A 25,729-nucleotide genomic window follows, 5' to 3' on the forward strand; every position below is an offset into this window, starting at 1 on the left:
GCTGCCACGCGCTCGGCTAACGCCGAAGTTGCCGACCGGCTACCACTCGGCGAGCGACCCATCATCGCGACGCCACACGGGGGAGCGCCACTGGTGCCCGACCTTGTCGGCGGCGCGCACGGCGGCCTCATCGATATCGATGCCGAGTCCGGGGGCAGTTAGCCGCTCGATGTAGCCACTCGTGAAGTCGAAGACGCTCGTATCCATCAGGTACTCGAGCACATCTGATCCGACGTTGTAGTGGATGCCGATGCTCTGTTCTTGAATCAAGAAGTTCGGAGTGTTGAACCCGACCTGCAGGCTCGACGCCAACGCGATTGGTCCGAGCGGGCAGTGCGGCGCGAGTTGAGCGTCGAACATGTCGGCGAGGGCGGCGATGCGACGCACTTCGGAAATGCCACCCGCATGGGAGAGGTCGGGCTGAACGACGGCGATGCCGGCCTGAAGCGGACCCAAGAATTCGTTGCGAGAGAAGAGGCGCTCGCCGGTGGCGATCGGGATCGACGTTGACGAGACGATGCCATCGAGCAAGTGCGACTTGTCGGGCACGACTGGTTCTTCCACAAACAGGGGAGCGTGCGGTTCGAGAAGGGGAAGGATGCGGCGGCTGTTCGCCGCGGTCATTCGTCCGTGAAAGTCGATCGCGAAGTCCCGGTCGGGGCCAAGAACTTCGCGTGCGAGCGCAGCCCGGTCGACGACCTCGGCGACGGCGCTCACGGTGCTGAGGGGAGACATCCGTCCGCTTGCATTCATCTTGATCGCGGTGAGACCCGACTCGACCTGCTGGGCGATGTTGTCGCGCAGCTCGGAGGGTTCGTCGCCGCCAACCCAGCCATACATGCGGATGCGGTCACGAACAGCACCGCCGAGAAGGTCGTGAACGGGAACGCCGTGGGCTTTGCCCGCGATGTCCCAGAGTGCTTGGTCGATGCCGGCGATCGCGCTGGAAGCGACGGGGCCGCCGCGGTAGAAACCTCCGCGGGTGAGCACTTGCCAGTGGTCTTCGATGCGGGTGGCGTCGAGCCCCACGAGGTATTCGGCGTGCTGTTCGACGGCGGCGCGCACGATGTCGGCTTGGCCTTCGACAACGGGCTCGCCCCAGCCGACGATGCCGTTATCGGTCTCGATACGCACGAACAACCAGCGTGGTGGAACGAGGAATGTTTCGATGCGTGCGATCTTCACGGCGGCCCTTCCGTTAGTAAGTCTTATTATCCTACTAATGACAGCTACTAAAGTGAGCATCATGGATGCCACCACGACGAGCCACCGCGACTGGCGGGGCGAGATGCTTGCCCACCTTCGCGCACTGATCGTTCAGGCTGAGCCTGCGATCGTGGAAGAGGTCAAGTGGCGAAAACCCACGAATCCGGATGGCGTCGCAGCCTGGAGCCTCGACGGACTGATCTGCACCGGCGAAACCTACAAAGACAAGGTCAAACTCACGTTCGCGCAGGGCGCTTCGCTCGACGACCCCACCGGTATCTTCAACAGCAGCCTTGACGCCAAGGTCAGGCGCGCGATCGATCTCCACCAGGGGGACGCGATAAACCCTGATGCTTTTCAGGCGCTCATCCAGTGCGCGGTGGCGTTCAACGCCGCTCGCTAGCTTTCGCGCCAGCCGCCAGCCGCCAGCCGCCTGCGTCTGGTCGGGTCTGGGTTGCGCCCACGTTCGGTGCCACAAGCGGCATCACAACCGCGGCCAAACCGGCATCCGCACCGTTAAATATCGCCCCCTTTAGCGATCTCTAAAGTGTTGCCCGAACTGTGCTTTTCTGAACGCGCGTGCCGAGCATCCGTCTGGGAGAATGGATGCGGGACCAGCCGTGCCACAAGCGCGCCCGCGGACCAAGACAGTGCAGTCGGAAGGAACCTGATGCAACGCGAACACAGCGACGAATTTGACCGGTGGAATGCCCGCCAAGAACTGGCCGAGGCAATGATCCCCCTTATCGGCGGGCTGTATCGCAACCACGGTGTCGTGACCTCGATTCACGGCCGCCGCCTCATCAATCAGTCACCTGTCGAGGTGCTTAAGGCCCACCGTTTTGCGCGTCAGCTCAACGAGAGCGAACTGCCGATCGAAGAGACCATGCCGATCATGGTGGCGCTCTCGGCGATGCCACTGAATTCGGCATCCATTGATTTGGCGAAGCTCGTGAACCGTTTTCGCGAAGTCGGCGGGGAGCTCAGCGACTTCTTGGCGGCTGAACTTGAGCCGGTGCTCAAGAATGGCAGCGAAACGAAACCAGCGGGAGCGGATGTTGTGCTCTACGGTTTCGGACGTATCGGTCGACTGTTGGCCCGCATTCTTATCGCGCACGCCGGCAACGGCGAGGGACTCCGTCTGCGCGCCATCGTTGTGCGCAAGGGGTCAGACAATGACCTCGTGAAGCGTGCCAGCCTGCTGCGTCGCGACAGTGTTCATGGTCCGTTCGAGGGAACGATCTCGGTCGACACCGAAGCCAACACGATTCTGGCCAACGGCACCCTCATCCAGGTGATCTACTCGAACGACCCGGCCACGATCGACTACACCGAGTACGGAATTTCGGATGCCATCGTCGTCGACAACACCGGCCGCTGGCGTGACGAAGAGGGCCTCGGTCAGCACCTCAAATCAACGGGTGTGAAGCGTGTACTGCTCACCGCTCCCGGCAAGGGCGACATCAAGAACATCGTGTTTGGGCTCAACCACGACACAATCTCAGACACCGACACGATCCTCTCGGCCGCGTCGTGCACGACCAACGCGATCTCGCCAGTACTGAAAGCGATCAGTGACCAGTACGGCATCGAGCACGGGCATGTTGAGACGGTGCACTCGTACACGAATGACCAAAACCTGACCGACAACTTCCACTCGGGAGATCGTCGCGGACGTTCGGCGCCGATGAATATGGTCATCACTGAGACGGGGGCTGCGAAAGCAGTCGCAAAGGCAGTTCCCGAGTTGGCGGGATTGCTTACCGGCAGCGCGATCCGGGTTCCGACTCCGAATGTGTCGATGGCGATTCTGAACCTCAACCTCGCGACCGAAACCACGCGCGACGAAGTGAACCGGTACTTGCGCGACCTCTCGCTCGACTCGACTCTGCAGCAACAGATCGACTTTATCGATTCGCCCGAGGTCGTCTCGAGCGACTTCACGGGCTCGCACCGCGCGGGCATCGTGGACGGCCTTGCGACCATCAGCACCGGCAAGCATCTCGTGTTGTACGTCTGGTACGACAACGAGTTTGGCTACACCAGCCAGGTGGTGCGCGTGATTGAACATATGGGGCAAACGCACCCGCAAGTTATTCCCGAACGCGCCGTAGTTGGAGCATAATTTTCCGAACTGTGATCGTGTTACGCGCGCGCTTCACGCTGTGAGCGTAACAAAGGAAAACTCTCAGACTTGGCGTGTGAACATCGTTAAATGAACGATTCCGCGCTCCCAGTAATTGATCTCTCGCTACTCGATGGCGGCCCAGAAGCGGCTGCCAAGTTCCGGGATGATTTGCTGTGTGCCACCCACGATGTTGGGTTCTTTTACCTTGTCGGGCACGGTGTCGACGAAAAGTTGATGGATGACCTTCTTGCGGCATCCCGCGAGTTCTTTGCTCTACCCGCCGAGCAGAAGCTGGCTGTTGAAAACGTTAAGAGCCCACAGTTCCGTGGCTACACGCGTGTCGGTGGCGAGCTGACCGAGGGCAAGACCGACTGGCGTGAGCAAATCGATGTTGGCCCCGAGCGCGACGTCGTCGACAACGCTGCTGGGCTTGCCGACTACTGGCGTCTTGAAGGGCCGAACCTGTGGCCGGATGCCGTGCCGCAGCTTCGTGAGCTGGTCAACGAGTGGAACGACAAGCTCAGCGCCGTGTCGCTGCGCCTTCTGCGCGCGTGGGCTCACGCCCTCGGCGCCCCGGAGGACGTGTTCGACAATGCATTTGCCGACAAGCCTTTCCCGCAGTTGAAGATCGTGCGGTACCCCGGCGAGTCCAACCCGGAGCCCAAGCAGGGTGTTGGTGCTCACCGTGACGGTGGCGTGCTGACGCTGCTGATGGTGGAGCCTGGCAAGGGCGGCTTGCAGGTCGACTTTCAGGGCGAGTGGGTTGATGTTCCGCCGAAGCCCGGTGCGTTCGTCGTCAACATTGGCGAGATGCTCGAGCTCGCTACCGAGGGATACCTCAAGGCGACGCTGCATCGCGTGATCTCGCCGCTCATTGGCGATGACCGCATCTCGATTCCGTTCTTCTTCAATCCGGCCCTCGACACTGTGATTCCCCAGCTGCAGTTGCCGCCGGAGCTCGCGGCCCAGGCCCGCGGACTGTCGCTTGACCCCACGAACAGCCCGATCCTCGAAACGTATGGAGACAATGCGCTTCGCTACCGAATGCGGGCGCACCCCAACGTTGCCCAGATCCATCACGACGATCTGATTCAGGGCCCGCGGGGTGCGATCTAAACCTGCTTACTGACGTAACTCAAGTGCGGTCTGCCCCTCGGGGTGGGCCGCACTTTGTCGTCGGGGCCGGCGCTGTTTCTGGATCGCCATCGTTGGAAACTCAGGAGATGTGGCTTTGCGGGGTTCCCCACGTGCTGATGCGGCGATCGCGCGCTCAAATGTCCTGAGTTTCCACTCTTTGGGCGGCGATGTTCGACAGCCGCAAGCCCGCCGCATTGCCGCCTCCGAGTGTTTGATATATCGTTTGATCACGAGTTTGACCGCCTACGAGAGCCGGAGCAACCTGTGTCGCAGTTCCCCGAACGTCAGCCAGCCGAGGCGTACACGGTCGTGATGCCCGATCATCCACGCCCGATCGTCATGATTGGCGCCGGCGGTATCGTCAAAGATGCGCACCTCCCGGCCTACCGCAAGGCGGGGTTCGAGGTGTGGGGGATTGTGAACCGCACGGCGGCCAAGGCGCAGGCTCTGGCTGAAGAGTTCGGCATCCCGAACGTGTTTACGTCGCTCTCGGATGCCGTAGCGGCGGCCCCGAAAGACGCCGTCTACGACCTCGCACTCATGCCCGAGCAATACCCGACGGTGCTCGACCAACTTCCCGATGGCGCGGCCGTGCTCATCCAGAAGCCGTTCGGTCAGAACCTGGCCGAGGCGCGTGTGCTCCTTGAGATCTGTCACCGCAAGAATCTTGTTGCTGCCGTGAACACGCAGTTGCGGTTCGCGCCATACGTCGCGGAGGCTCGCAAGCTCATCGCCGAGGGTGGGATCGGTGAGCTCTATGACATGGAGATCCGCGTCGCTACCGAGACGCCCTGGGAGATCTTTCCCCATGTGCTCGGCATCGAACGCCTCGAGCTCAACATGCACAGCGTGCACTACATGGACCTCGTGCGTTCATTCTTGGGCGACCCGGATGGGGTGAGCGCGGTCACGGTGCGGCACCCTGCCAAGCCTCAAGTGTCGAACACTCGCTCGACGATCATCATGCGTTATCGGGATCGCCCGCTGCGGGTCACGATCAGCACGAACCACGATCACGGATTCGGCGGCAAGTTCGAAGAGAGTTTCATCAAGTGGGAGGGTACCAAGGGGGCCATTCGCGCTCAGATGGGTCTCATGCTCGACTATCCGCGGGGTGGCCCGGATGCTCTCGAGATTGCGTACACGGACAAGCCCGAGCTCGGCTGGCAGTCGGTACCTTTCGAGGGCAGCTGGTTCCCGGATGCTTTCATCGGCTCCATGAGCGCCCTCCAACGCTACGTCGAGGGCTCGATTTCTGAACTTCCCACCTCGGTAGAAGACGTCATACGTACTATGGCTGTTGTTGAAGCCGGATACGATTCACAAGAACGCGAAGGTATCGCGTTGGCAACTAAGGAGAACACTCAGTGAGATTTGCGCGACTCGGGCCGGTTGGCTCAGAAATTCCTGTCGTCCTGCACGACGGAGCGGCGTTCGACCTGCGCCCCATCGCGGCAGACATCAACGGTGCTTTCTTCGAGTCCGGCGGAGTTGACTCTGCTCGAGCGGCAATCGCCGCTGGCACGCTCCCCGCCGTCGAGACCGAGGGCGTTCGCGTCGGTGCGGCGATCGCCCAGCCCGGCAAGATCGTGTGTGTCGGCCTCAACTACAGCGACCACGCTGAAGAGACCGGTGCGACGCTGCCCGACGAGCCCGTCATCTTCATGAAGGACCCCAGCACGATGGTCGGCGCCTTCGACAACGTGCTCATCCCGCGCACGAGCGTCAAAACCGACTGGGAGGTCGAGCTCGGTGTCGTTATCGGCGCGACTGCTCGCTACCTTGATTCCCCGAATGACGCGGCCGCCGTCATTGCCGGTTACGCCGTCTCGCACGACGTTTCCGAGCGCGCTTTCCAACTCGAACGTGGCGGAACCTGGGACAAGGGCAAGAGCTGCGAGACCTTCAATCCGTTCGGGCCTGAGCTGGTGACCGCCGACGAGGTGTCCGACCCTCAAGCCTTGGGCTTGCGGCTGTGGGTGAATGGTGTCGAACGCCAGAATGGCACGACCGCGAATATGGCGTTCGGTGTCCACTGCGTCGTCTGGTACCTCAGCCAGTTCATGGTGCTTCGCCCCGGCGATGTCATCAACACGGGAACGCCCGCCGGCGTGGCCATGGGTATTGAAGGCCAGCCCTATTTGCGCGCTGGCGATGTTGTTGAGCTCGAGATCGACGGTCTCGGTCGTGCACGCCAAGAGATGGTGCAGGCATGAGCGCCGAATTCGACGGTCTCGTCGCCGTAGTCACCGGGGGAGCATCCGGCATCGGTTTAGCTTCAGCACTCGCTCTCGCCGAGCGTGGTGCGACTGTTGCCGTGCTCGACCTGAACCCCGAGGGGTTGGATGCTCGCCTGCACGGTTTCGCAGCAGACGTGTCTGATCGTGCCTCCGTGGTCGCTGCTGTCAAAGCGGCGGCCGAGAAGTTGGGCGGCATCGACATCGTCGTGAACAACGCCGGCATCAGCGCGGTCGGCACCGTCGAAGACAACGACGACGCCGATTGGGCGCGAGTGCTCAACATCAACGTCACCGGAATGGCCAGAGTGTCGGCCGCAGCGCTGCCGTGGTTGCGCAAGTCGCAGCACGCCGCCATCGTCAACCTCTGCTCGATCGCCGCCCTCAACGGCCTCCCGCAGCGCGCTCTCTACAGCGCATCCAAGGGTGCCGTTCTTGCGCTCACCTACGCGATGGCTACCGACCATGTGGCGGATGGGGTGCGCGTCAACGCGGTCAGCCCCGGCACCGTCTCCACCCCCTTTGTGGAACGGATGCTGCAGGGCTTCGACGATCCCGTCGCTGAACGCGCCGCACTGGATGCCCGCCAGGCCACCGGACGCATGGTCACCCCCGAAGAAGTCGCCGGTGCCGTCGCGTATTTGGCGAGCCCGCTCTCCGGCTCAACGACGGGCACCGCGCTCGAAGTTGATGGTGGAGTAACGCACCTTCGCGTCAGAAAGTAGGCGCTCGCGGCATCCGACTGTCAAAAGTGGCAGTGGGAGGCCAAAACCGCTGGTATAGTTTTCTGGTTGGCGAAAGTCAATGAGATGCGCCCGTAGCTCAGCGGATAGAGCAATTGACTACGGATCAATAGGCCGGGGGTTCAAATCCCTCCGGGCGCACCAAATAAAACAGGTCTGATCAGCACTTTCTTGTGGAGTGCGGTCGGGCCTGTTGTGGTTTCTGCCCACATCCTGCCCACACTTGAAAACAACGGGGCGTACTTTCGGGGCAAAAATCGACCTGTCCGACTCGGCGGAACCCAGTGTTTATCTGGGTTTTGGTCCAGCGGGCGGAGTTGACCAATTGACCTCTGAACAATCGCCTGAGTAGACGGTGATTGCGCCTAGCGGCGCGTAACCGAACTAGGGGCAGGTCAGGGAGTAACCGAAACACTCAGGAGACCCTTCTGCCTCGGAAACTGCCAGAGCAGTGGAGCAAAGACACTTAGCGGAAAGACCTGTTTCCAAGACAGATCGAGCCCCGGAAATCTGCCACTTCCTACCGAGGCTCGGAAGATGTTCCGCGTGTCTCGAAAGCTTTAGCTTTCTGAGACACCCACCTCGAACGTTTGACGCACCTTCATCTGGCTTAATCTCGGGTGAGTCATACGGGCACCACACGCCCGCGCTCTTGACGGCCCCATGTGATAGCTCGGGAACGTCCGCTGCTCGTCCCGGTTGTGGGAGGGCGAATGAAGGTGGGGGGCAATTGCCCGGCAATCCGAGAGCGGCTAGGCTGGGATCATGACAGAGTTTTCGGCTCTCACGGTTTTCGCAGGTCTCCCAGTTCGGGATCTGACGCTTGCGATCGAGTGGTACGAGCGGGTGTTGGGTCGTGCCCCTGACGCGCGACCCGCTCCCCAGATCGCCGACTACTACCTAACCGTTGATCGGGTGCCTGAGCATGGCACGCTTCAACTTCGGGAGGATGCCGACCGTGCCGGGGGTGGGATGACGACGATCAACGTGGAAGACATCACAGTGATCGCCCAGTCCCTTGCGAATCTGCAGGTGGCATTCGACACGCAAGAGTTCCCGATCGACGCCGTGACGGTTAGCTCCGTCACCGTGGGCACATTCGAAGACCCAGACGGCAACGCTGTCACCATCGTTCAACCTCACCTCCGGTCCACGGACTAGAGGCGTAAGTAAGGTCTTTCCGTTGCCCGACGGAAGCGGATCCTGCACAGACAACGTCGATTTGCCCCGCAGCAGGTTACCCTTGCGGGGTAGCGATACCGCCACATAGCGATCACAGAACGCCGCCACAAAGCGATCAATTTTACACTTCTGCCCTCGGTGTTTGGTTGCTGCGACGGGACGCTGCCAGGCAGTGCGGGCCGTCCTGTACCGGGTCGGGCGCGTCCGGGGTCGGCCTGCGCGGCCTACGCGCCATGAGTCGCCAACTACTACCCGAGATCGCCTTCGCGATCGATATTGCGATTCCGGGTCGGCCGTGTGGCGGCCCAGACCGGGCTCGGTGCTCTTCGAGTGCTTGATCAACCACATCCGGCCGAGTCTGGCTGCTTCGGTTTCGCGTGCACGCGGGGCCGCGGAGCTGAGATCAATGGACGTTACAGCGCACCTCGGCGCATCGATCCAGGTCGATCTGCCCGCGGTTCGACGGCGGTCAAGCGGCGCACGCGGCCCCGGCGGACATCGACCGCGTCGATGTCGCGCAATCGTCCGTCGCTCATGAATGCTCCGTCGAAAAGGAGCGCGATTTGCATCGAAACCGCTCCGAGCCCGGCATGTCCCCAAGGAGGCGGGCTTCGTAATTGTTCGAGTCGCAACTGCATCGCGACGGCTCCGGGACATCGCGATGGCGACAGCGCCTTCCATACCGTAGCGACCTCAGGAGCCTCACTCTCGTCCGAAGGTGTGGTCGCCGCATCGGCCGGCATCATCGCATTGCTCGATGCACTCACTGAGGTCAAATGTAGGACGCAGGCGCCCAAGGCAGGATGAGTCCAGAACCGGTTGGTCCTCGTGCAGGCATCCTCTCAAAAAGGGCAGCCGGCCTACTGCACCGCCGGCCTACTGCACCACCGGTCGACCAGCTCGCCGCACAACTCGTGGCGGGGAACTACATGGCCATTCCGGATAAAACTCGGACGCAAGGAGTTATCCCTGTTGGAGGTCTGCTGCGGTCAACGAGTTCGGCAGCTTATCGCCCTCGTTGCCTAGCCATTGATATTTATCACCATCTGCACCAAAGAGGCCGGCGGTGCCACCCGTGATGTAGAACTCATTTCCGGAGGCACCGGGCACGCCTGATTCCACTAAGAATACGAGATAGGACCCACTGGCGTCGATGACGATTTTGCTGCCGTCTTCAGACACCGAGTTGCCAGTTGCCAGCTGCCGGATCACGATTTCCTCACCGGCGCTAAACTTCTGGTCCAGTCTCGCATCATCGGGCAGTCCAGCTGGCTGGAAAATCGCCGTTATCTCAGCCGTGGATGCGGTATAGGCAGAAGCAGAATCTGTCTCGGGGTACTCTTTCTGACTCGTCACGTCGATGCTTGCCACGAGCGTGCTATCGGCGGCAAGCTCTTTGATGGAGTTGTAGAGCTTTACCCGTGAACCAGATGAGAACGTAACGGCCGGAGCGCAAGCTGCAAGCGACATAACGCTGACAACTGCCACCATCATGAGGAACTGTCGGCCGTATTTGGGGAGCGAAATCATTGTCCCAATCCAATCAGTAGAGAGCGTTCATTCCTTGAGAGTCATCCGCAACAAGTTGGCAGCCGATGCCCGCAGCGTAGTTGCTTGTCGAAACTGAATTCATAATGGCAGTAGCGGTCGAAGAATGATTGAGGCCCATCACGTGACCGATCTCGTGGACCCAAACGCACTTGCGCTTCGTCACCGAGTACGAATTCGTGTAATAGGTGTTGATCCATGATTCACCCGTGTGGCCATCGCACGCCCACGTCGACCTACCGTCGTATCCCGCCGCCCCATTGTTCTTATAGGTCACTGTGAACGCCGCCGTGGAGCTGGTGAGTAGATTCGCGTCTGTGACGTTCCAAGCGCGTACCGCTGCAGATACTTCGGATGCGAACGGCGTGCCGCCAAGGTTTTGATACCGCTGCGGACTCAAGGTACAGCCCGTCGTGGTGTAGGCGTTCGCCCCGGTTACACCAAGCCCAACTGACATTGTGGACACTAAACCAACTGCTAAGATCGCCACGACGACTTTCTGATTGCGGCTGCGAAGCTTCATTGACTTCCCGATCCGTTTCGATGATTTGTAACGATGCTGGCCAAGTTACGCGCCCTAAAGGTGAACGTCAATCAATTTCGCGGTCGCCTGCTTGGTAATAACCTGCAGACGGCGACCGCGGCTCGGAAGCTGGGCTGGCGCGTGCGTATGGAGATCCGCCTGCGGTGGTCATGTCGGTGAAGGTTCGGCCCGCGGGCCGTCGTGATCTGCGGATTCATCCGGGATCCATCATTATGTAGTGATGGATGTCATCGTTCGAAGAGCGGTTCCTGACGAGTGGCGCGCCGTGCAAGACATCCGCCTTCGAGCACTAACTCGTGAGCCGTCTGCATTTGGCTCATCCGCGGGCGGAGAAAGCCTTCTCACCGAGGGTGATTGGCGGCAACGCATCGCGCACGGCTTCTCGGTACTCGCCTGGGCGGACGAGGAGCCCATCGGAATGGTGAGTGGAATCGTTAAGCGGGAGACCGGTGGGCACGAGCTGGTAGGGATGTGGGTCGACCCCGAACAGCGGGGAACTGGGGTGGCAACACTCGTGGTCGATGCCATGTGTGCCTAGGCGAAAGGCATGCGTGCGACAACGCTTGCTCTCTGGGTGGTTGTCGAGAACCAACGAGCGCGCCGGTTTTATGAGCGTGTCGGTTTTCGGGCTACAGGCGACTACGCGAAGCTTCCCAGTCACCCTGAGCTGTCTGAAGAAAAAATGACGATGGTCCTCCGTTAGAGGTTCCCTGTGACACAGGTCACGCCCGTGTTCGAGCTGCATGGGAAATCGTCGCGCTTGCGTGCTTTCGGATGAGAATAGTGGTCAGAGTGGCTCGTCAGAAACGTGAGGCTGAGTCCGCTGCGAAGCCAGCAATACGAACGATGTGATCGCACACGCGGTCGGGCGGGATTCTGTTCGCGGCCAACAAGGTAACGATGCCGTGGCCTGCCGCCCGGATTAGCTCCGCCGCCGCCGCCGCGTCCGCTTCCGGCTCGGTGACGGTGCGGGCAACCTCTTCCTTCAGAATGCTGAATGCTGTGTGCAACTCCCCGGAAGTATCAGCAGACGCGAACGGGAGTGTCGTTCGGGTCGAGAACATTGCCTCACAAGCCTCGGCCATTCAACCTGTTTGGAGTCGGCTCTTGCGCGCTTCGAGTTGATTGGCACCTGTTTGACCGTGCCACGTTCGAGATTGGTCGCACTCTGCTCGCGACAGGGGACGAAGGTCAGAGCATCGAACTTTATTCGGCTGAGCGTTCGATTGTCGACGCGTTCAGGCTGCGAGGCATTGTCGGGTACGAGACCGGTATTGAGGCGTTGCGCAATTGGTTGAAGCACCCAGAGCATCCCAACCCGCCAGGTTGTTTGCCATTGCGCAGGCCCTGCCGCGAGCGGTCGGCCCCTACGAACCGCCTTGGAGATACTGACATGACCCCGGAGCAGACTTTTGCTGCGCTGCAACGCATCGCCCGATAGCAGGACCGCGCGCTGTGCGAAGTCCGTCGTCGAGGACATGGCTTTGGCCGTCCTCAAAGATCATCTCACTGAAGTGTCGACATTCCTGAATCCAGTCTTCGTGGACGCAGTCGAACCTGCGGCAGCGTGGGACCTAACTTCGAAGACGTGGATCTAAGGCTGCTTGTTCTCTTTCCCTAATTCCACCGATGCAGTGGAGACGTAGCTCGTTACCGAGCAATAATCAGATTGACCGTGCCCACATTTCACCCACACTTGGGGAGCATCGCCGTCAGCGCGCGGCATCGGAGTCGCGCCCAGTCACCAGTGTTTTGCAGAGATTTTGGACAGTTCCGCGCAACTCCGCGGAAACGGCTTTCGACTACGGATCAATAGGCCGGGGGTTCAAATCCCTCCGGGCGCACCACTCCAGAAAGCCCCACATTCGTGTGGGGCTTTCGTCGTTAGCTTTCTTCTGTGCTGACGAGCATTCCCGTTGGATCCCCGTCGGTCACCGGAATCCGAAATCCGCCCCGTGTCTTGACGAGACTCGCGCGCAAGTCCCCTATGACGGTGGACACCGTGTGATTTGAAGCAAGCCCTTCCGGCAACGCTGGAAGGGCTAAGTCAGCCAAGGTGCGATTCGCTTGACGCCCGAATGAAAACCGGTAGCGATTGGAGCGAATGCACATTGCCCAGTACAGTTTCTCAGCGTCGGACATTGGCGTCCGTGGCTTCAAGATTGCTACATCTCGGCCACAGACGAATGCTTCCGGTTGCAGGAAAGTGGCGAGCGGGCTTCCGCCGAGCGCTACGCTCAGTTCGCCGGATTCGCCCGGAGTTTCTCCAACGGGCAGCTTCACCCGCGCCGACACGCCGTTATTCCGATCAGTTCGACTAACGAAGTTCACTCCGCTTGGAGGGGCCACGCGGTGAAGTCGATTCAACTCAAGGCTCTGTCCATAACGCACCTCGAATAGATCTCCGACAGCGGCTCCCGCTCGCGGAACGCCCGATTCAGACGCAGTGATCGGCGGAATCATCGATGTAAGTTGCTCAACGACTTGATTTGCGGAAATCCATTCAGGCGGGCGATCCGGAAGCTCCAGCGTCGCGAGCGTGCGATTGGCTTCTCGCCCGAACCCTTCGTATCGGAAGCGGTTGGCTTGAATGCACGTTGCCCAATACAGTTTTTCCACGAGCGTCATGGGTGTCTTGGGCTGCAGTACTGCTACGTTCTGCGCAGTATAGAAAGGCTCGCTCTGGACAAACGTCGCTAAACGAGACGCGCCGCCGAGCGCAACTGTCAGCAGCCCAGGCTTGTATGGGGCAACCTGCCCCACGCGGGCGACACGACCGCTGACCCCCTGTTTTTTTCCTGATCGTCCTACAAAGCAGATTCCTGCCGGGGTGACCTTCATTTTGTTGAAATCGAATTTGTTTCCGTAAGACACCTCGAATAGCTCGTCAACTCTCATCGATGAGCTCCGGCGGCACTTGTGCGGATAGCATTAATTGCGCGATTGCGTAGTTGCGGATAGTCGCATGAAAGTCCGCCTCGGTTAGCTTCGAATAGTCCGTTTCCATGTATGCTTCCGCGCACCACTCATCGCTGGCAGTTACCTTCTTAGTGACGGATTCTCCTGTGCGAACCTCACGGTTTCGAAATGCGTCAACCCAGGCATCTCGGATCGCGGGCCAGCGGCCATTCGAATCGATCCGGCCAAGGTGTTTAGTCTTGACATAACCGTCATCCCTCCAGTAGCCAAACCAGGTTTTCTTATTCTCGATGGCGTGTGGCTTGTGGGCGGTAAAAATCATCACGCAGGTGATCACACCTACTGGCGAGAAAAGCTCGCTTGGCATGGACATAACGGCTTCGAGCGTGTGTGACTTCAGGAGGGCAGCCTTTTCAGCGCTTGGCGCGGTCGCGCAGGACATTGGCACGATCGCAACCCCGGTGCCTCCCGCGTCGAGCAAGTCCAGCATGTGTTGAACGAACGCCAGTTCGCTCAGTCCCGCTCCCTTTTGGTTGTAAGGGGGGTTGATTAGCCCCACATTTGCTTTGTGAGCCTGGACCGCCTTCGAGACACCTTCATCGAAACACGAACCTTGGTAGAGGTTCGCCTTGCCGTCACCACGGAGGATCATGTTGGAGGCGGCCAGGGCATACATCCCGGGCTGTTGCTCGACGCCTACCAGCCGCTCTTTGCGGATTTGTTCCCGTTCCGCTTCCGACGTAGCCCCAGAGAGCATCCTGTTCATCGCTGAAATCAGAAAACCACCAGTTCCCGCACAGGTATCGAGTACAATGTCGTGTTTGTTGACATTCGCGAGTTCGGCGAAAAGTTCCGTAACGTGTCTGGGCGTAAGCACTATCCCGAGGGCCTTACCGTCTCCTCCTGTGTATTTCAGAAATTCACCGTAAAACTGTCCTACAACATCGAAGCCTTCATACGTCCTCGTGAGTGGCAACACGTGTTCGGCAAGCATCTCGATCAACTCGTACAACACGCCGCGTGGGTGAGTGGGCGTCGGCTTCCCTAGCTCCGGATGTACTCCGATCGTGGAATATGGCTGCGTCATATTGATCTTCTTTGCCTGAGGGATCTCCGCAGCTTCCAGCTCATCCTTCACAACTCGGAGCCATTGCCGTTGCAATTCTGACGGGGAGTAATTCCCATAGCTATTCGCGAAGGCAGCATTCCGTAATGCAAGTAGCGTTCCCGAAACAAGAAGGGGCTTCTCGGCCTCCGTCAATTTCCCGTAGTCGCGCATGAAGTTGTGGAGGTCGCGCGAGAACGCCATCAGGTCGGAGACGCGTGCTTGTTCTACTGCGGGATCGTATTGTGCGGCATCTATGTAGTCCACGAAGGGCAGAAGGTCCTCGATCTCGGCTCCTGAGCGGGCGGATAGCTGTCGCGCGATCGCCGATCCGCGTGGGTGTAAATATGTCGAAACAAGTAGATCGCCCTCTGACTGCCCGCTCACCGCGACAGCGAGCACGTGAAAACTGCTGCTCAGCGATTTCGCATAATGCAGCACACCGTCAACGGCGTAGTCGACGGGCTTCGAGAGATCTCTCGATACATGTTTTCTGGGATCACCTTTGCATTCGACTACCAACACGAAGTCAGGCACGGCGAGGGATGTAACAATGAACTCGGGCGCGCCTAGGCCGGTGCCGCCCGTCTTTGAGGCGCCCTTAAGGAGGCGGCGAATCTCAGCTATCTGGCTTCGCTGTTCTTCTACACGTGTGTCGCTGTCCTCGTCGAAATATCCCAGAATGCGGAGCTTATCCCGTACGAGATTTTCAGTGATTCTTTCGTTGATGCTCATTGCCCCTGGACTTTCTCGTTGTGAACACGGGTCAACGCCCCGCCAAGAACAGTATGCAGCTAGGGAACGTCTTTTCTGGGACCGGCACAGGCGCTCTGGCCATAAGTTGGCTTGAGCCGTTAACTTCTGTGCCGTTGAGTTGCAACTTCCTGCCTGGAGTTGTCGCTTGTCAGGAAGAAGCCCAATTTTTCCATGTCGGAGGAACGATCAGCTTCAAAAAGGTGCGTGTACGTGATGTCCATTATTGCGATGCTGCTGTGACCCATCCACCGACTCACCTTATAAATATCGATACCAGCGGCCGCCATTGGGGAGGCGTAAGTGCGACGAAGGGAGTGTCATTTCAATCCGGTCACTCCCAATTTTTGGATGCAGGGATGAAGTAGTGCTTGTATAAACTTCCGATATCGAATTAACGGCCATAGTCCAGCGCAGCCTTGCTCTCGGCGTAGCCCCCTTGCATTCGCCCTGGCCAGAGCGCTGCATCTCGATTGTTCTCGTGAGGGTACTCCTTGAGAGCTAGGCACCCAAGCTCTCAAGGAGTTCCTAGCGTAAGGGGACGTCCCTCGAGCTACGCGCGGTCTTCGAAATACCAAACTGCCAGCCCGCGCCCTTGGCTCTGCGAACTGTGCGGCGAACTTCCGCGTGCATCCCCTGAAATGCTTCGACGCGCCGTGGAGCTCGCTGAATCTCAAGGATTGGCGGTCGCGTCATTGGCGCGAGATTTCGGATGGAAGCCAGCCCAGGTACGCAAGCTTATGGTTGAAGTCAACGAGCGACCCACCTTTCGGGGGAGTGGCTGCGTTATGGCCAACCTCGGCACCGACGCCGACGTCCGTCCTGCGCAAAGTTTAGAAAATCGTGCGTGGCCCTCGTCGGGGCGTCATGTGACTGAGATGGCAGTTCTGGAGCTTTTGGTCTGGACAATACCGCTGTAGTGCTCCGCGTGCCGGGTATGGTTTTGATCGAACATGGTGCAGGCTCTAGACGTGATCGACGTTCGCATATGGGATCCGCAGGGGAACGCCGCCACCGGCGAGTTCGAACAGATCGTTACGCTGCACCGAAAGAGCAAAGCAACGCTCGGACAGTTGCCATTTGCTGCGTTCAGGCAGGCGGGCGAGCAAGGTCATCTGCTCATGGGATTTGTGAACGGAAAGCTCGAGGGTTATGTGCTCTACAGCACCCCTCGTCATCACACCCTGAAGCTAGTGCACGTGTGTGTGGCGGTGGGTGCGCGCGGCACGGGTCTTGCCGGGGCCATGGTCGAGGCGGCCATAAGGCACAATCCGGGAAGGTCCACGATTACGGCTCATTGCCGTTCCGACTACGGCCTGGACGGATTCTGGCGCTCACTAGACATGACCCCCGAGGCGGAACGAGCGGGCAGGGCTAAGGCCGGATCGACCCTGATCGTTTGGACAAGGCGGATCGGTCCGCGCGACCTGCTCGAGGAAGCTCTATATGGTTCCGCGCGTCCCCTAGCGGTTCTAGACTCCAACGTCCTCATTGACCTCTATTCGAGCGAAGCGATAGATCGCCACGATCGTCACGAGTCCTCAGGGCTGTCAGAGGACTGGATCGTCGATCTCTTAGAACTGACCTATTCGCCCGAGGCTTATGTCGACCTCAAGGCCTTCGCAGACGCGGGCGAGCGAACTCGCATGCAGAGGCGGCTCGGCAGCTTAGTTGCCTTGAGGCGCGTCGACGGGATGAAGGCTCTAGTTGAACAGCTAATCTCGAAAATGCCTTCTGCGATGGTCCTAAAGGACCGCAGCCTTTCGAGCGACGCCATTCACCTCGCGGACGCCATTCTCGCTGGGGCCGACTTCTTCGTGACTCGCGACAACAATCTCATAGAAGCGACTAGTGAATGGATCGCTCGCGAGTACGACCTCGAGGTGTTGCGACCTGTCGCGCTGATCCAGCAGATGATGCCCGAGGCTGCACTCTCGCGATTCCGATCCGATCTGCTGGAGTCCGTTGGCCTAGCCTGGTCGACAGTGTCCACAGTTAGCGCTGCATTGGAACAAGCCTTTCTGGACCACCGCTCGCAAGAGAAGGGCGCATTTTTCAAGAAGGAACTTCAAGCTGTGCTGGCCAGTCCGAATTCAGCTCGCCTCAGCGTCCTTACGGACAAACGTGGTCGCCAGCTGGCCTTACTTGGCACTCGCGTCCAGGGAGAACTCCTGACCGTGCCCATTCTTCGAGTGGCGAGAGGGACGCTGGGCTCGACGATCGCGTTCCAGCTTGTTCGGTACCTTCGGGACATCGCTTTGAGCTTGGGTGCTGCAGCGGTGTCGGTCGTCGAGGACAGGCTTGATCCTGTGGTTGCCAATGCACTGAGGGCTGACGGATTTGTAGGGCATCCGATGGTGGTGACCGTCGCGCGGCACCCTCCGGAGGGGCTCAAGCGGTTGGCGAGTGCGATAGATGTCGCTGCATATGAGCGGCAAAACTGGCCACAGATACTACTCGATTCGGGCCTCCCCCTGTGGGTGGTGCCCATCCAGCCGACTTACGCCCGAGGCCTTCTCGGATTCAACGACACACTCATTAGCGCGCGAGACAAACCAGCGCTCGGCTTGTCGCGTGAGTTCGCCTACTTCAGCTCTCCTAAGATCAAAGCTTGGGATGTGCCGGCCCGCGTTCTTTGGTATGTGACGAAAGACACCAACGCGAAGGAACCCACCGCAGTCAGGGCCCTCGTCGCGCATTCTCGGGTGACCGATTCGGTGGTGATGGAAGTGGGGGCGGCGATGTCACAATATCGATCGTTCGGCACTTTGAGGGAGCGCGAAATTCGAGATCGGTCGAGAGACGGTAGAGTTCGTGTGCTGCGTTTCGAGGATACGCAGCTACTCGATGAGCCCATCGCAAGACGAAACCTCGGCCCAATCTTCGATCGGTTTGCCATTAAAACGCCTATTCAATCTGCGCGAATGGTTCCATCTCACCTCTTCGATGTTGTGGTCCGGGATCAGCCAGGATTCGAGGGACGATGACTAGAGCATTGTTTCTGTCGCTTAAGCCTCGCTACGCCCGGGCGATCCTTGAGGGTAGAAAGACAATCGAAGTCCGTCGCAAGTTCCCTGTCGTCCCAGAGGGCACAATGATCGTTCTTTACTCCAGCTCTCCCGAGCGGGCCGTACTCGGCACCGTAAGTCTAAAGCGGACAACACGGATCGACCCAAGCCAAGTCTGGAACTTGCACGCTGATGCGATCGAGATAAGCAAGGCGGAACTAACTCGGTATCTCCATGGCGCACCTGAGTCGACGCTCCTAGAAGTCGAGAACCCCTCTACCTGGAATACCCCGGTGCCTCTGAGCGCGCTTCGCAAGGCAATCGGGGTTGAGCCGCCGCAGAGCTTTCGCTATTTGGAAACCGCACAGGTTGAACTGATGCAATCAGGAGTTGGAGCAGCGTAGTCACATCGTCCCTAGAGCCGTGAGCTAAGAAAAGCGTAGTTCCTTGCGGATGCATTTTCCCAGCGCGTCCAGAGCCGCCGCCTGGGCCCCCGCCAAGGCGACCAGTGCGCCCGAGTCCTGGTCCGACGATCCGTCGAAGTAGAGCATGTCAAGCTCTTCTTGATACTTGCTCACTGATTCGGTCCACGTCTCGTGAGCTGCAGTAATACTCGGTGACGCGAAGGCATCACGCAATGCCGCCATCTCCGCGTCCCGTCTCGCATCGAGGTTGATGACCTTCTGTCGTGAACCGAATCCATGCTCGATATTTTCGTGATTGACGATGTTGTTGACCGTTGCTTGAATCCCTCGCGCCCGGATGTGGCACATCCGAAGTAGATCGACATAGGCATCGGTTCTGCGTTCTATTCGCCGCGAGAGTTCTGCGCGTCTCTCCGACCGTAAGTTCGCGATGATGGTCAGAGCCATCCCGCCGAGTCCGATGGCGAAAGCAGCGATCACTCCCCACCCTGCTACCTCAATGTCAGTCATCTCAGCTCCTCCTAGTGGCGCATTTGGGTTTGGACTCACTGTACGGGCGAACCAACGCAGTGCGCGTGAGCCTTGTCGCTCTCTATACCTCTGTGTTTCGGTCCCACGAACAGAGGTTCGCCGAGCGGCTTCAAAGGGCCTCGATCTCAAGCGATCACGGCTTGACCCGACTGTGATGCAAATCCGTCAGTTCTATCGGACTTAGTATCGCTCAAGAAATATGGTGCCCACATTTCACCCACACTTGGGGAGCACCCCAGTCAACTTGCGGCATCGAAGTCGCGTCCAGTCACCAGTATTTTGCAGCAATTTTGAGCACTTCCGCATAGCTCTGCGGAAATGGTTTTCGTCTACGGATCAATAGGCCGGGGGTTCAAATCCCTCCGGGCGCACCACTCCAGAAAGCCCCACATTCGTGTGGGGCTTTCGTCGTTAACGGCCGCAGCCGTGCTCCACTGGGCATTCGTTAGAGTGACGCCATGGCATCCACTCAGCAGGGCCGTGTCGTCGAACACGCACTTCTTCCGGTCAAGCCCGGCCGTGAGGCGGAGTTCGAAGCAGCTTTCGCTCAAGCGAAGAGCATCATTGCGGTGATGCCGGGATTCCGCGGGCTGACTCTCTCACGCGGGGTCGAGCATCCCGAAACGTATTTGCTGCTCGTGCGGTGGGACACCGTTGACGACCACGAAATCGGATTTAGGGGTTCGCCCGAGTATCAGCAGTGGCGAGCATTGCTGCACGAGTTTTACGAACCGTTCCCGGTCGTCGAGCACTTCGATGAGATCGAGCGGGTCGAGACGAACAGCTGACTTCGCCGAACCACTTTCGCCCGCGGGCCGTGAACAGGCCAAACTAGAGGGATGCTGCTACCTGCGATCATCCTCATCACCTTGGCTCTTGTTTTTTACACCGTCGGTGTGTGGAGCGAGCGAGTGCAGAAGGTGCTCAAGCCGTGGCACGTCGTGCTCTTCGGGCTGGGATTGGCGGCGGATGCCACGGGCACGTTCCTGATGAACCTGATCGCGACTGAGAATCGTGCAGCCGGCATCGAGCAAAGCGCGTTGAACCAGCTGATGGGCGTTACGGGAGTGATCGCGATCGTGCTCATGGCTGTGCACCTCGCTTGGGCGATCGTCGTGCTGGTGCGCAACCGCGAAGCGGAGAAGACCAGCTTTCACCGATTCTCTGTCATCGTGTGGGGAATCTGGCTCGTGCCGTACATCGTTGGGGCGCTCGGCTCCAGCCTCGGCTAAATCAGATCAGCAGGCGCCGCTCACCCGATTCGTTCGCGCAAGAACGCCACCACCCGATCACGGGCAGCCGCCGCGGAGTTTGCCGGGTTCTCGCGCACTTCGCCGGTGAGCACCGAGTGTGCGGTTGCGGCGTAGCCGTCAGGGTTTCCCGGCGTCGAGTCCAACTGGATGATCTCGAAGGCGTCACCGAGGCGGGCCTTGATGGTGTCGAAGCGGGCGCGCGGGGCCGCAGTGTCTTCGCTGAAACGCAAGCCGAGCGCGCAGACGTCGCCGGCATCCGCTCGGGCAGCAATCCGGTCGAATTCGTCGGGCGAAACTCCGGCATCGAGTTGGCGCGCACGGCCGACCGGAAAAGGAACGGCCGGCTGGCTGAGAACGGATGCCGCCACGGAATCGTCGATCGCCGCGGCTAAGGCGAATCCGCCCGTGAAGCACTGTCCGATCACCCCAACACCTCGCCCGGGAGTGCGGGCAGCGAGGTCGGAGGCAACCGCCCGAAAGTAGTCGGTGACGGGCCGAGACGAGTTCGTCGCGAACGCGCGGAATTCGGCAGTCACGCACAATCGCAGCACGATCCGCGTCATGTAACCCATGGTCTTGGGCTTGCCTGGTTGGCCGAACGGCGAGGGCACCACCACGGTGAACCCCGCGGCGACGAGGTGCTCTGCCAAGCCCAGCACCTCCGGGGTGATCCCGGGAATCTCCGGAATCAGCACCACACCTGGGCCCGCGCCTTTTTCGAAGCAGTCGTAGGTCATCCCCGCGGCAGAGAAGGGCGCACGAACCCACCCCTCGAGGTCGCCGACGGGAGCGGTAGTGGTTGGCGCGGGTGTCATGGGTCAATCTTCGCGCATGGGAACCCAGCGCACACTGTGGCGGCAGAACAGGGCCGAGAGCGCGGTCGAGAGCTCAGTCCCGAGCGAAGTTTCTACATCCACGGCTCACGCATATCTCGTTCATAGGAATGTCATAGGGAATCCCGATGTGATGTAACAAGTCAACCACCAGAGGAGCTTGATCATGAAGCGAAATCACTTCACCCTTACCGCCGCAGTCAGCACGTTCTTGATTGGCGGAGTGCTGTTGGCCGGATGCTCGACCGCCGTTGAAACTCCCGCCGTCACCTCCAGCGTGGCCGCCGAGATCAGCGAGGCGAGCGTCGACCTGAACCTGGGACCCGTTGCGACAGAAGTTCTCGCGGCGAACGCAAACTCGACGACCACCAACGATGACGAGTGGACCCTCGATGGCGCCGTCACGATCGCGCTCGACGGCTCCACGGCGAGTGCCGACGGCGATGGCGTCAGCGTCTCGGGTTCCACCGTCACTATTACGGCGGCCGGCACCTACATTCTCTCGGGGCAGCTCGATGGCCAAGTAATCGTCGACACCGACGATGAAGACGTTGTCGCGCTGGTGCTCGACGGGGTAGAAATTTCCAACTCGACGAGTGCCGCGATCGCGGTCGTCAACGCCGAAGACGTGGTGGTCTCGCTCAGCGGAACCAACACGCTCTCCTCCACAGGAGACGATGCCGACTACAACGCCGCACTCTTCAGCGACGCCGACCTCACCATCTCGGGCGACGGCTCGCTCACGGTGAGCAGCTCGGTCAACGACGGAATCACGAGCCACGACGACCTCGTCATCCTCTCGGGCGACATCACGGTCACTGCCGGTGATGACGGCCTGCGGGGCAAAGACTCGCTGACCATCGAGGGCGGAACTATCACGGTGGATGCCGGCGGCGATGCTCTCAAGTCAGACAACGAAGAAGACGAAACGCGCGGCTACGTGTACATCGCGGGCGGCATTGTTGACCTCACGGCGGCGGATGACGGAGTGCAGGCCGAGACCGACATCGTGATCGCTGGCGGTTCGACCACGCTCGCGGCAGAAGACGACGGCCTCAAGTCTGAGGTCAACATCGTAATCTCGGGCGGCGGAACCGCTGTCACCAATTCCTATGAAGGCATCGAGTCGTACTACATCACTATCGAGGGCGGCGCGCTCGCGGTCAACGCAAGCGATGACGGCATCAACGCCACGAGCGGCACCAGCACCACTACCGACATCGGCGGCATCGTCGAAGCGGATGACGGAGCGATGGTGTCGATCACCGGCGGCGAGACCACGGTCAACTCTGCCGGCGATGGAATCGACTCCAACGGGTCGATGCTCGTCACGGGCGGTATGACCACGGTGTTCGGTTCGTCAGAAGACCGTGAGGGTGCGCTCGATGCGAACGGCACCATCGTGGTCGACGGCGGAACAGTCTTGGCGGTCGGTATGACCTTCATGGCAACCGCGCCCGAAACGTCATCCGCGCAGGGCTGGGTGAGCGCTTCGCTCGAGCAGGCGTACGGCGCCGACCAGACCGTTCAAGTGCTCGATAGCAGCGGCACGGTGATCGCCGAGTTCACGTCGATCAAGTCGTTCCAGTCGGTCGTGCTGTCGGATGCCGCCATCACGAACGGCGACACCTACACGATCACGGTTGACGGCGACTCGGCCGGAACCGTGACCGCCGGAGTCGCGGCAGCGGGAAGCGAAAGTGCCGGCGGCGGCGACGGGGGAGCACCTCGCCCGTAATCTAAAGCAGCAGCAGCAGCGGCTGCCGCCAGAGTTCGCCCCCGTGGCGTTCGCTGAGCGGCAGCCGCTGTTGTGTTGTCCCTCACAGGCGACGGTGACAGGCTGGACTCACCGACGAAAGAGGATTCTGATGATCGACTATCCAGGAATGATTTCCAAGAAAAACCTCATCGAGCCTGTCCCGCGTCGCGTTCGTGGCTATTTCGCTGGCGAGCTCATCTTCGACACGACAGCAGCGCTGTATGTGTGGGAGTGGGCACCGTATCCGCAGTTCTACATCCCGCTCGCCGATGTGAAGTCTGAGTTCCTCGTCGGTGAAGGGCAGGAGCACCATCCCGCGCGCGGCACCTATCAAGTTCAGGGTCTCGCGGTGGGGGAGCGCGAGCATCCGGCAGCAGCCAAGGTTTACGCCGGCGACGGGCTCGAGGGCCTCGCCGACATGGTGCGTTTTGAGTGGGATGCGCTCGACTCCTGGTTCGAAGAAGACGAGCAAGTTTTCGTGCACCCTCGAAGCCCCTATGCCCGAGTGGATGCCGTGCGTTCGACCCGCACGGTGCGTGTCGAACTCGAGGGGGTTGTGCTCGCCGAGTCCTCGTCTCCGGTCATGGTCTACGAAACGGGTTTGCCGACGCGGTATTACCTCAACCGCACCGACGTGAACTTTCAGCACCTTGTCGCCAATGACACCGTTACCGAGTGCCCTTATAAGGGAACCACTACCGACTACTGGTCGGTAAAGGTGGGCGACACGGTTCACGACGATCTGGCGTGGTCGTACTCGTTCCCCACGCGACAACTGTTGCCAATTGCCGGCCTCGTGGCGTTCTACAACGAGAAGCTCGACATGTTCATCGATGGCGTCGAGCTCACTCAGGCCAAAACGCACTTCTTCCCGTCGACTTCTGCGAGCTAAGAGCGCGCGTCATGGCAGCGAACAGCTTTCGAACGGACAGCGGGCTTGTTGTGCCTGCTATTACGACGACGCAAATGCGCGAGGTCGATCGGGTCGCGGTCGATGAAGTCGGGCCGAATCTCTATCAAATGATGGAGAATGCTGGCCGCAATCTGGCGTCGCTCTGTGTGGAGCTCCTCGGAGAGCGCTGGCCGACAGCACCGATCGTGGTGCTGGCCGGAACCGGTGGCAACGGCGGCGGCGGAATCTGCGCGGCCCGTCATTTGGCCAACCACGGTGGCAACGTCACTCTGGTGATCTCTAACCCCTCTCACCTCAAGGGCGTCCCTGCCGATCAACTCGCGCTCTACCGCGCCACCGGTGCCCGAGTTGCGACGGTCGCTGAGCTTGACACCGTGGATGCTGAGCTGCTCGTCGATGCCGTGTTGGGCTACAGCCTCGGTGGTGCACCGCACGGGGCAGCTGCCGAACTCATCAGATGGATGTCGCGCCACCCCGCCCCGGTCGTCTCCCTCGACATCCCATCCGGGGTCGACTCCACGACCGGCGTAGCGCCAGGTGATCACGTCACCGCCACCCACACGATGACCCTCGCTGCTCCGAAGACCGGGTTGGATGCCGAAGCTGTCGGCACCCTGTGGCTAGCCGACATTGGGATTCCTCGCGAGGTTTATCGGCGCGTAGGTATCGAGCTGCCTGCTGCTCTCTTCGTTCCGGGTTATAGAGTGCGACTTCAGGCGTCCTAAACACAGTGTTTTGGGGCCCTCATTTTTGCGACACGCCCGGGATGTGGTCGGTGTTGGCGAGGGGGGCAGAATGCACGTAATGTTTCCTCTTGTCACCCCAAAGGTGCGGAAGTCCCGGGCAGTTCTGCTGCTAGGTTTCCGGCCTCAAGTGGGGGCCACCATTCTCCTGAATCTTTTATGGTTTGGGTCGAGTCAAACATCGGTTTACCTCTTGTGGGTTGCGGTGTCAGATCTTAGGATGAGAACCCGCTTTATTCGCGTGTTGGTCAGTTGTTGTGTGCCGTTCTGGTGCAGTTCTGCTGGTTTGACAAGCGCGGTGAAGCTGGTAAGTTAGACAGGTTGCCTTTCGCTTTCGGCGGAGGTTGCCAACACAGGTTTTGAAAGCCCTGGGGTGAAGCCGTTTTGCGGTGGAGGTCAGGAGCGTCCGATCCTTGAGAACTCAACAGCGTGCACAATGTCAAATGCCAAAAACCCGACTGTGCTTTTTATGATCAACCTATTTCGGGTTGGTTGTGGGAGTGCAGCGGATTCCTTTGGAAAAAGATATAAACAACAAAGCAAGTCAGTATTGATTTGTTCTGTCAGTTTCAAACTTGTTGCCTCGACACCCTATTCCGGGTGCGGGTGACGCAAGATGTGCATCGGTGGGCTTTGGCTTGTTGGTGCAATCAAACATTTATGGAGAGTTTGATCCTGGCTCAGGATGAACGCTGGCGGCGTGCTTAACACATGCAAGTCGAACGATGAAGCCGGAGCTTGCTCTGGTGGATTAGTGGCGAA

25 protein-coding genes, 1 tRNA gene, 1 rRNA gene and 1 pseudogene are annotated in these 25,729 nt (G+C 59.8%); 18 read left to right on the plus strand and 10 right to left on the minus strand.

Annotated features, from left to right (window positions below):
• Positions 1–39 precede the first annotated feature (39 nt).
• Complete coding sequence (dgoD, locus tag I6E52_RS09730; RefSeq protein WP_197156734.1) at positions 40–1,185, minus strand: galactonate dehydratase; 1,146 nt, start codon at positions 1,183–1,185, stop codon at positions 40–42.
• Positions 1,186–1,222: 37 nt separating this feature from the next.
• Between dgoD and I6E52_RS09735 the strand changes: the two genes are divergently transcribed.
• The 8 genes from I6E52_RS09735 to I6E52_RS09770 all read left to right on the plus strand — a co-directional run bounded on the left by I6E52_RS09735 (position 1,223) and on the right by I6E52_RS09770 (position 8,612).
• Positions 1,223–1,609: a DUF1801 domain-containing protein gene (locus I6E52_RS09735; RefSeq protein ID WP_231601811.1), complete on the plus strand. Its 387-nt coding sequence runs from the start codon at positions 1,223–1,225 to the stop codon at positions 1,607–1,609.
• Between the two features lie 267 nt (positions 1,610–1,876).
• The gene (locus I6E52_RS09740) at positions 1,877–3,331 is read left to right on the plus strand and encodes a glyceraldehyde-3-phosphate dehydrogenase (RefSeq protein WP_197156736.1); all 1,455 of its coding nucleotides are present in this window, start codon (positions 1,877–1,879) and stop codon (positions 3,329–3,331) included.
• A 90-nt stretch (positions 3,332–3,421) separates the two neighbouring features.
• Positions 3,422–4,450: an isopenicillin N synthase family oxygenase gene (locus I6E52_RS09745; RefSeq protein WP_197156738.1), complete on the plus strand. Its 1,029-nt coding sequence runs from the start codon at positions 3,422–3,424 to the stop codon at positions 4,448–4,450.
• Positions 4,451–4,735: 285 nt separating this feature from the next.
• Positions 4,736–5,842, plus strand: coding sequence for a Gfo/Idh/MocA family protein (locus tag I6E52_RS09750; RefSeq protein WP_197156740.1), 1,107 nt, complete (start codon positions 4,736–4,738; stop codon positions 5,840–5,842).
• A complete protein-coding gene (locus I6E52_RS09755; RefSeq protein ID WP_197156742.1) occupies positions 5,839–6,687 on the plus strand; it encodes a fumarylacetoacetate hydrolase family protein in 849 nt (282 codons plus the stop codon). The genes I6E52_RS09750 and I6E52_RS09755 overlap by 4 nt, the downstream gene beginning before the upstream one ends.
• Positions 6,684–7,433 carry an SDR family NAD(P)-dependent oxidoreductase gene (locus I6E52_RS09760; RefSeq protein WP_197156744.1) on the plus strand — a complete coding sequence of 250 codons (750 nt, stop codon included), beginning with the start codon at positions 6,684–6,686 and terminating at the stop codon, positions 7,431–7,433. The genes I6E52_RS09755 and I6E52_RS09760 overlap by 4 nt, the downstream gene beginning before the upstream one ends.
• A gap of 86 nt (positions 7,434–7,519) precedes the next feature.
• Positions 7,520–7,595, plus strand: a tRNA-Arg gene (locus I6E52_RS09765).
• A 621-nt stretch (positions 7,596–8,216) separates the two neighbouring features.
• Positions 8,217–8,612, plus strand: a complete 396-nt coding sequence (locus I6E52_RS09770) for a VOC family protein (protein ID WP_197109049.1) — start codon at positions 8,217–8,219, stop codon at positions 8,610–8,612.
• 434 nt (positions 8,613–9,046) lie between these two features.
• Here I6E52_RS09770 and I6E52_RS09775 read toward each other — a convergent pair whose 3' ends face one another.
• The 3 genes from I6E52_RS09775 to I6E52_RS09785 all read right to left on the minus strand — a co-directional run bounded on the left by I6E52_RS09775 (position 9,047) and on the right by I6E52_RS09785 (position 10,638).
• Positions 9,047–9,202 carry a hypothetical protein gene (locus I6E52_RS09775; RefSeq protein ID WP_197156746.1) on the minus strand — a complete coding sequence of 52 codons (156 nt, stop codon included), beginning with the start codon at positions 9,200–9,202 and terminating at the stop codon, positions 9,047–9,049.
• Between the two features lie 394 nt (positions 9,203–9,596).
• Complete coding sequence (locus tag I6E52_RS09780; protein ID WP_197109048.1) at positions 9,597–10,163, minus strand: hypothetical protein; 567 nt, start codon at positions 10,161–10,163, stop codon at positions 9,597–9,599.
• Positions 10,164–10,176: 13 nt separating this feature from the next.
• Positions 10,177–10,638 (minus strand): M57 family metalloprotease, encoded by a 462-nt coding sequence (locus I6E52_RS09785; RefSeq protein ID WP_197109047.1) that lies wholly within the window; start codon positions 10,636–10,638, stop codon positions 10,177–10,179.
• A gap of 307 nt (positions 10,639–10,945) precedes the next feature.
• Here I6E52_RS09785 and I6E52_RS09790 point away from each other — a divergent pair, with 307 nt between their 5' ends.
• Both I6E52_RS09790 and I6E52_RS14635 read left to right on the plus strand, forming a co-directional pair.
• Positions 10,946–11,263 (plus strand): GNAT family N-acetyltransferase, encoded by a 318-nt coding sequence (locus tag I6E52_RS09790; protein WP_197109046.1) that lies wholly within the window; start codon positions 10,946–10,948, stop codon positions 11,261–11,263.
• A 9-nt stretch (positions 11,264–11,272) separates the two neighbouring features.
• Positions 11,273–11,428, plus strand: coding sequence for a GNAT family N-acetyltransferase (locus tag I6E52_RS14635; RefSeq protein WP_197109045.1), 156 nt, complete (start codon positions 11,273–11,275; stop codon positions 11,426–11,428).
• A gap of 97 nt (positions 11,429–11,525) precedes the next feature.
• Here the strand turns inward: I6E52_RS14635 and I6E52_RS09800 are convergent, their stop codons facing one another.
• The 4 genes and pseudogenes from I6E52_RS09800 to I6E52_RS14640 form a co-directional block, all read right to left on the minus strand.
• Entirely contained in the window at positions 11,526–11,810 is a 285-nt protein-coding gene (locus tag I6E52_RS09800; RefSeq protein ID WP_197156748.1) for a hypothetical protein, read from the minus strand.
• Between the two features lie 799 nt (positions 11,811–12,609).
• On the minus strand, positions 12,610–13,599 hold the full coding sequence (locus tag I6E52_RS09805; protein ID WP_197156750.1) for a restriction endonuclease subunit S: 990 nt from the start codon (positions 13,597–13,599) through the stop codon (positions 12,610–12,612).
• A gap of 13 nt (positions 13,600–13,612) precedes the next feature.
• Positions 13,613–15,484, minus strand: a complete 1,872-nt coding sequence (locus tag I6E52_RS09810) for a class I SAM-dependent DNA methyltransferase (protein WP_197156752.1) — start codon at positions 15,482–15,484, stop codon at positions 13,613–13,615.
• A gap of 119 nt (positions 15,485–15,603) precedes the next feature.
• Positions 15,604–15,810, minus strand: a pseudogene (locus tag I6E52_RS14640) (hypothetical protein); the annotation flags it as partial.
• A 663-nt stretch (positions 15,811–16,473) separates the two neighbouring features.
• Between I6E52_RS14640 and I6E52_RS09820 the strand changes: the two are divergent.
• Positions 16,474–18,489 carry a GNAT family N-acetyltransferase gene (locus tag I6E52_RS09820; RefSeq protein ID WP_197156756.1) on the plus strand — a complete coding sequence of 672 codons (2,016 nt, stop codon included), beginning with the start codon at positions 16,474–16,476 and terminating at the stop codon, positions 18,487–18,489.
• Positions 18,486–18,914, plus strand: coding sequence for an ASCH domain-containing protein (locus tag I6E52_RS14645; RefSeq protein WP_197156775.1), 429 nt, complete (start codon positions 18,486–18,488; stop codon positions 18,912–18,914). The genes I6E52_RS09820 and I6E52_RS14645 overlap by 4 nt, the downstream gene beginning before the upstream one ends.
• Positions 18,915–18,938: 24 nt before the next feature.
• On the opposite strand, the gene I6E52_RS09830 is transcribed toward I6E52_RS14645, so the two are convergent.
• Entirely contained in the window at positions 18,939–19,445 is a 507-nt protein-coding gene (locus I6E52_RS09830) for a hypothetical protein (RefSeq protein ID WP_197156777.1), read from the minus strand.
• A 479-nt stretch (positions 19,446–19,924) separates the two neighbouring features.
• Here I6E52_RS09830 and I6E52_RS09835 point away from each other — a divergent pair, with 479 nt between their 5' ends.
• Positions 19,925–20,254, plus strand: coding sequence for an antibiotic biosynthesis monooxygenase (locus I6E52_RS09835; protein ID WP_197156779.1), 330 nt, complete (start codon positions 19,925–19,927; stop codon positions 20,252–20,254).
• Positions 20,255–20,305: 51 nt separating this feature from the next.
• Positions 20,306–20,698: an HsmA family protein gene (locus I6E52_RS09840; protein WP_129072887.1), complete on the plus strand. Its 393-nt coding sequence runs from the start codon at positions 20,306–20,308 to the stop codon at positions 20,696–20,698.
• A 20-nt stretch (positions 20,699–20,718) separates the two neighbouring features.
• Here I6E52_RS09840 and I6E52_RS09845 read toward each other — a convergent pair whose 3' ends face one another.
• Positions 20,719–21,534, minus strand: a complete 816-nt coding sequence (locus I6E52_RS09845) for a dienelactone hydrolase family protein (protein WP_197156781.1) — start codon at positions 21,532–21,534, stop codon at positions 20,719–20,721.
• A gap of 184 nt (positions 21,535–21,718) precedes the next feature.
• Here I6E52_RS09845 and I6E52_RS09850 point away from each other — a divergent pair, with 184 nt between their 5' ends.
• The 4 genes from I6E52_RS09850 to I6E52_RS09865 form a co-directional block, all read left to right on the plus strand.
• Positions 21,719–23,290 carry a carbohydrate-binding domain-containing protein gene (locus I6E52_RS09850; RefSeq protein ID WP_197156783.1) on the plus strand — a complete coding sequence of 524 codons (1,572 nt, stop codon included), beginning with the start codon at positions 21,719–21,721 and terminating at the stop codon, positions 23,288–23,290.
• A 130-nt stretch (positions 23,291–23,420) separates the two neighbouring features.
• Complete coding sequence (locus I6E52_RS09855; RefSeq protein WP_197156785.1) at positions 23,421–24,203, plus strand: DUF427 domain-containing protein; 783 nt, start codon at positions 23,421–23,423, stop codon at positions 24,201–24,203.
• Positions 24,204–24,214: 11 nt separating this feature from the next.
• Positions 24,215–24,949 carry an NAD(P)H-hydrate epimerase gene (locus I6E52_RS09860; protein ID WP_197156787.1) on the plus strand — a complete coding sequence of 245 codons (735 nt, stop codon included), beginning with the start codon at positions 24,215–24,217 and terminating at the stop codon, positions 24,947–24,949.
• Between the two features lie 675 nt (positions 24,950–25,624).
• Positions 25,625–25,729, plus strand: a 16S ribosomal RNA gene (locus I6E52_RS09865); the annotation flags it as partial.

The organism is Salinibacterium sp. NG253 (genome assembly GCF_015864945.1).
Taxonomy (GTDB): domain Bacteria; phylum Actinomycetota; class Actinomycetes; order Actinomycetales; family Microbacteriaceae; genus Rhodoglobus.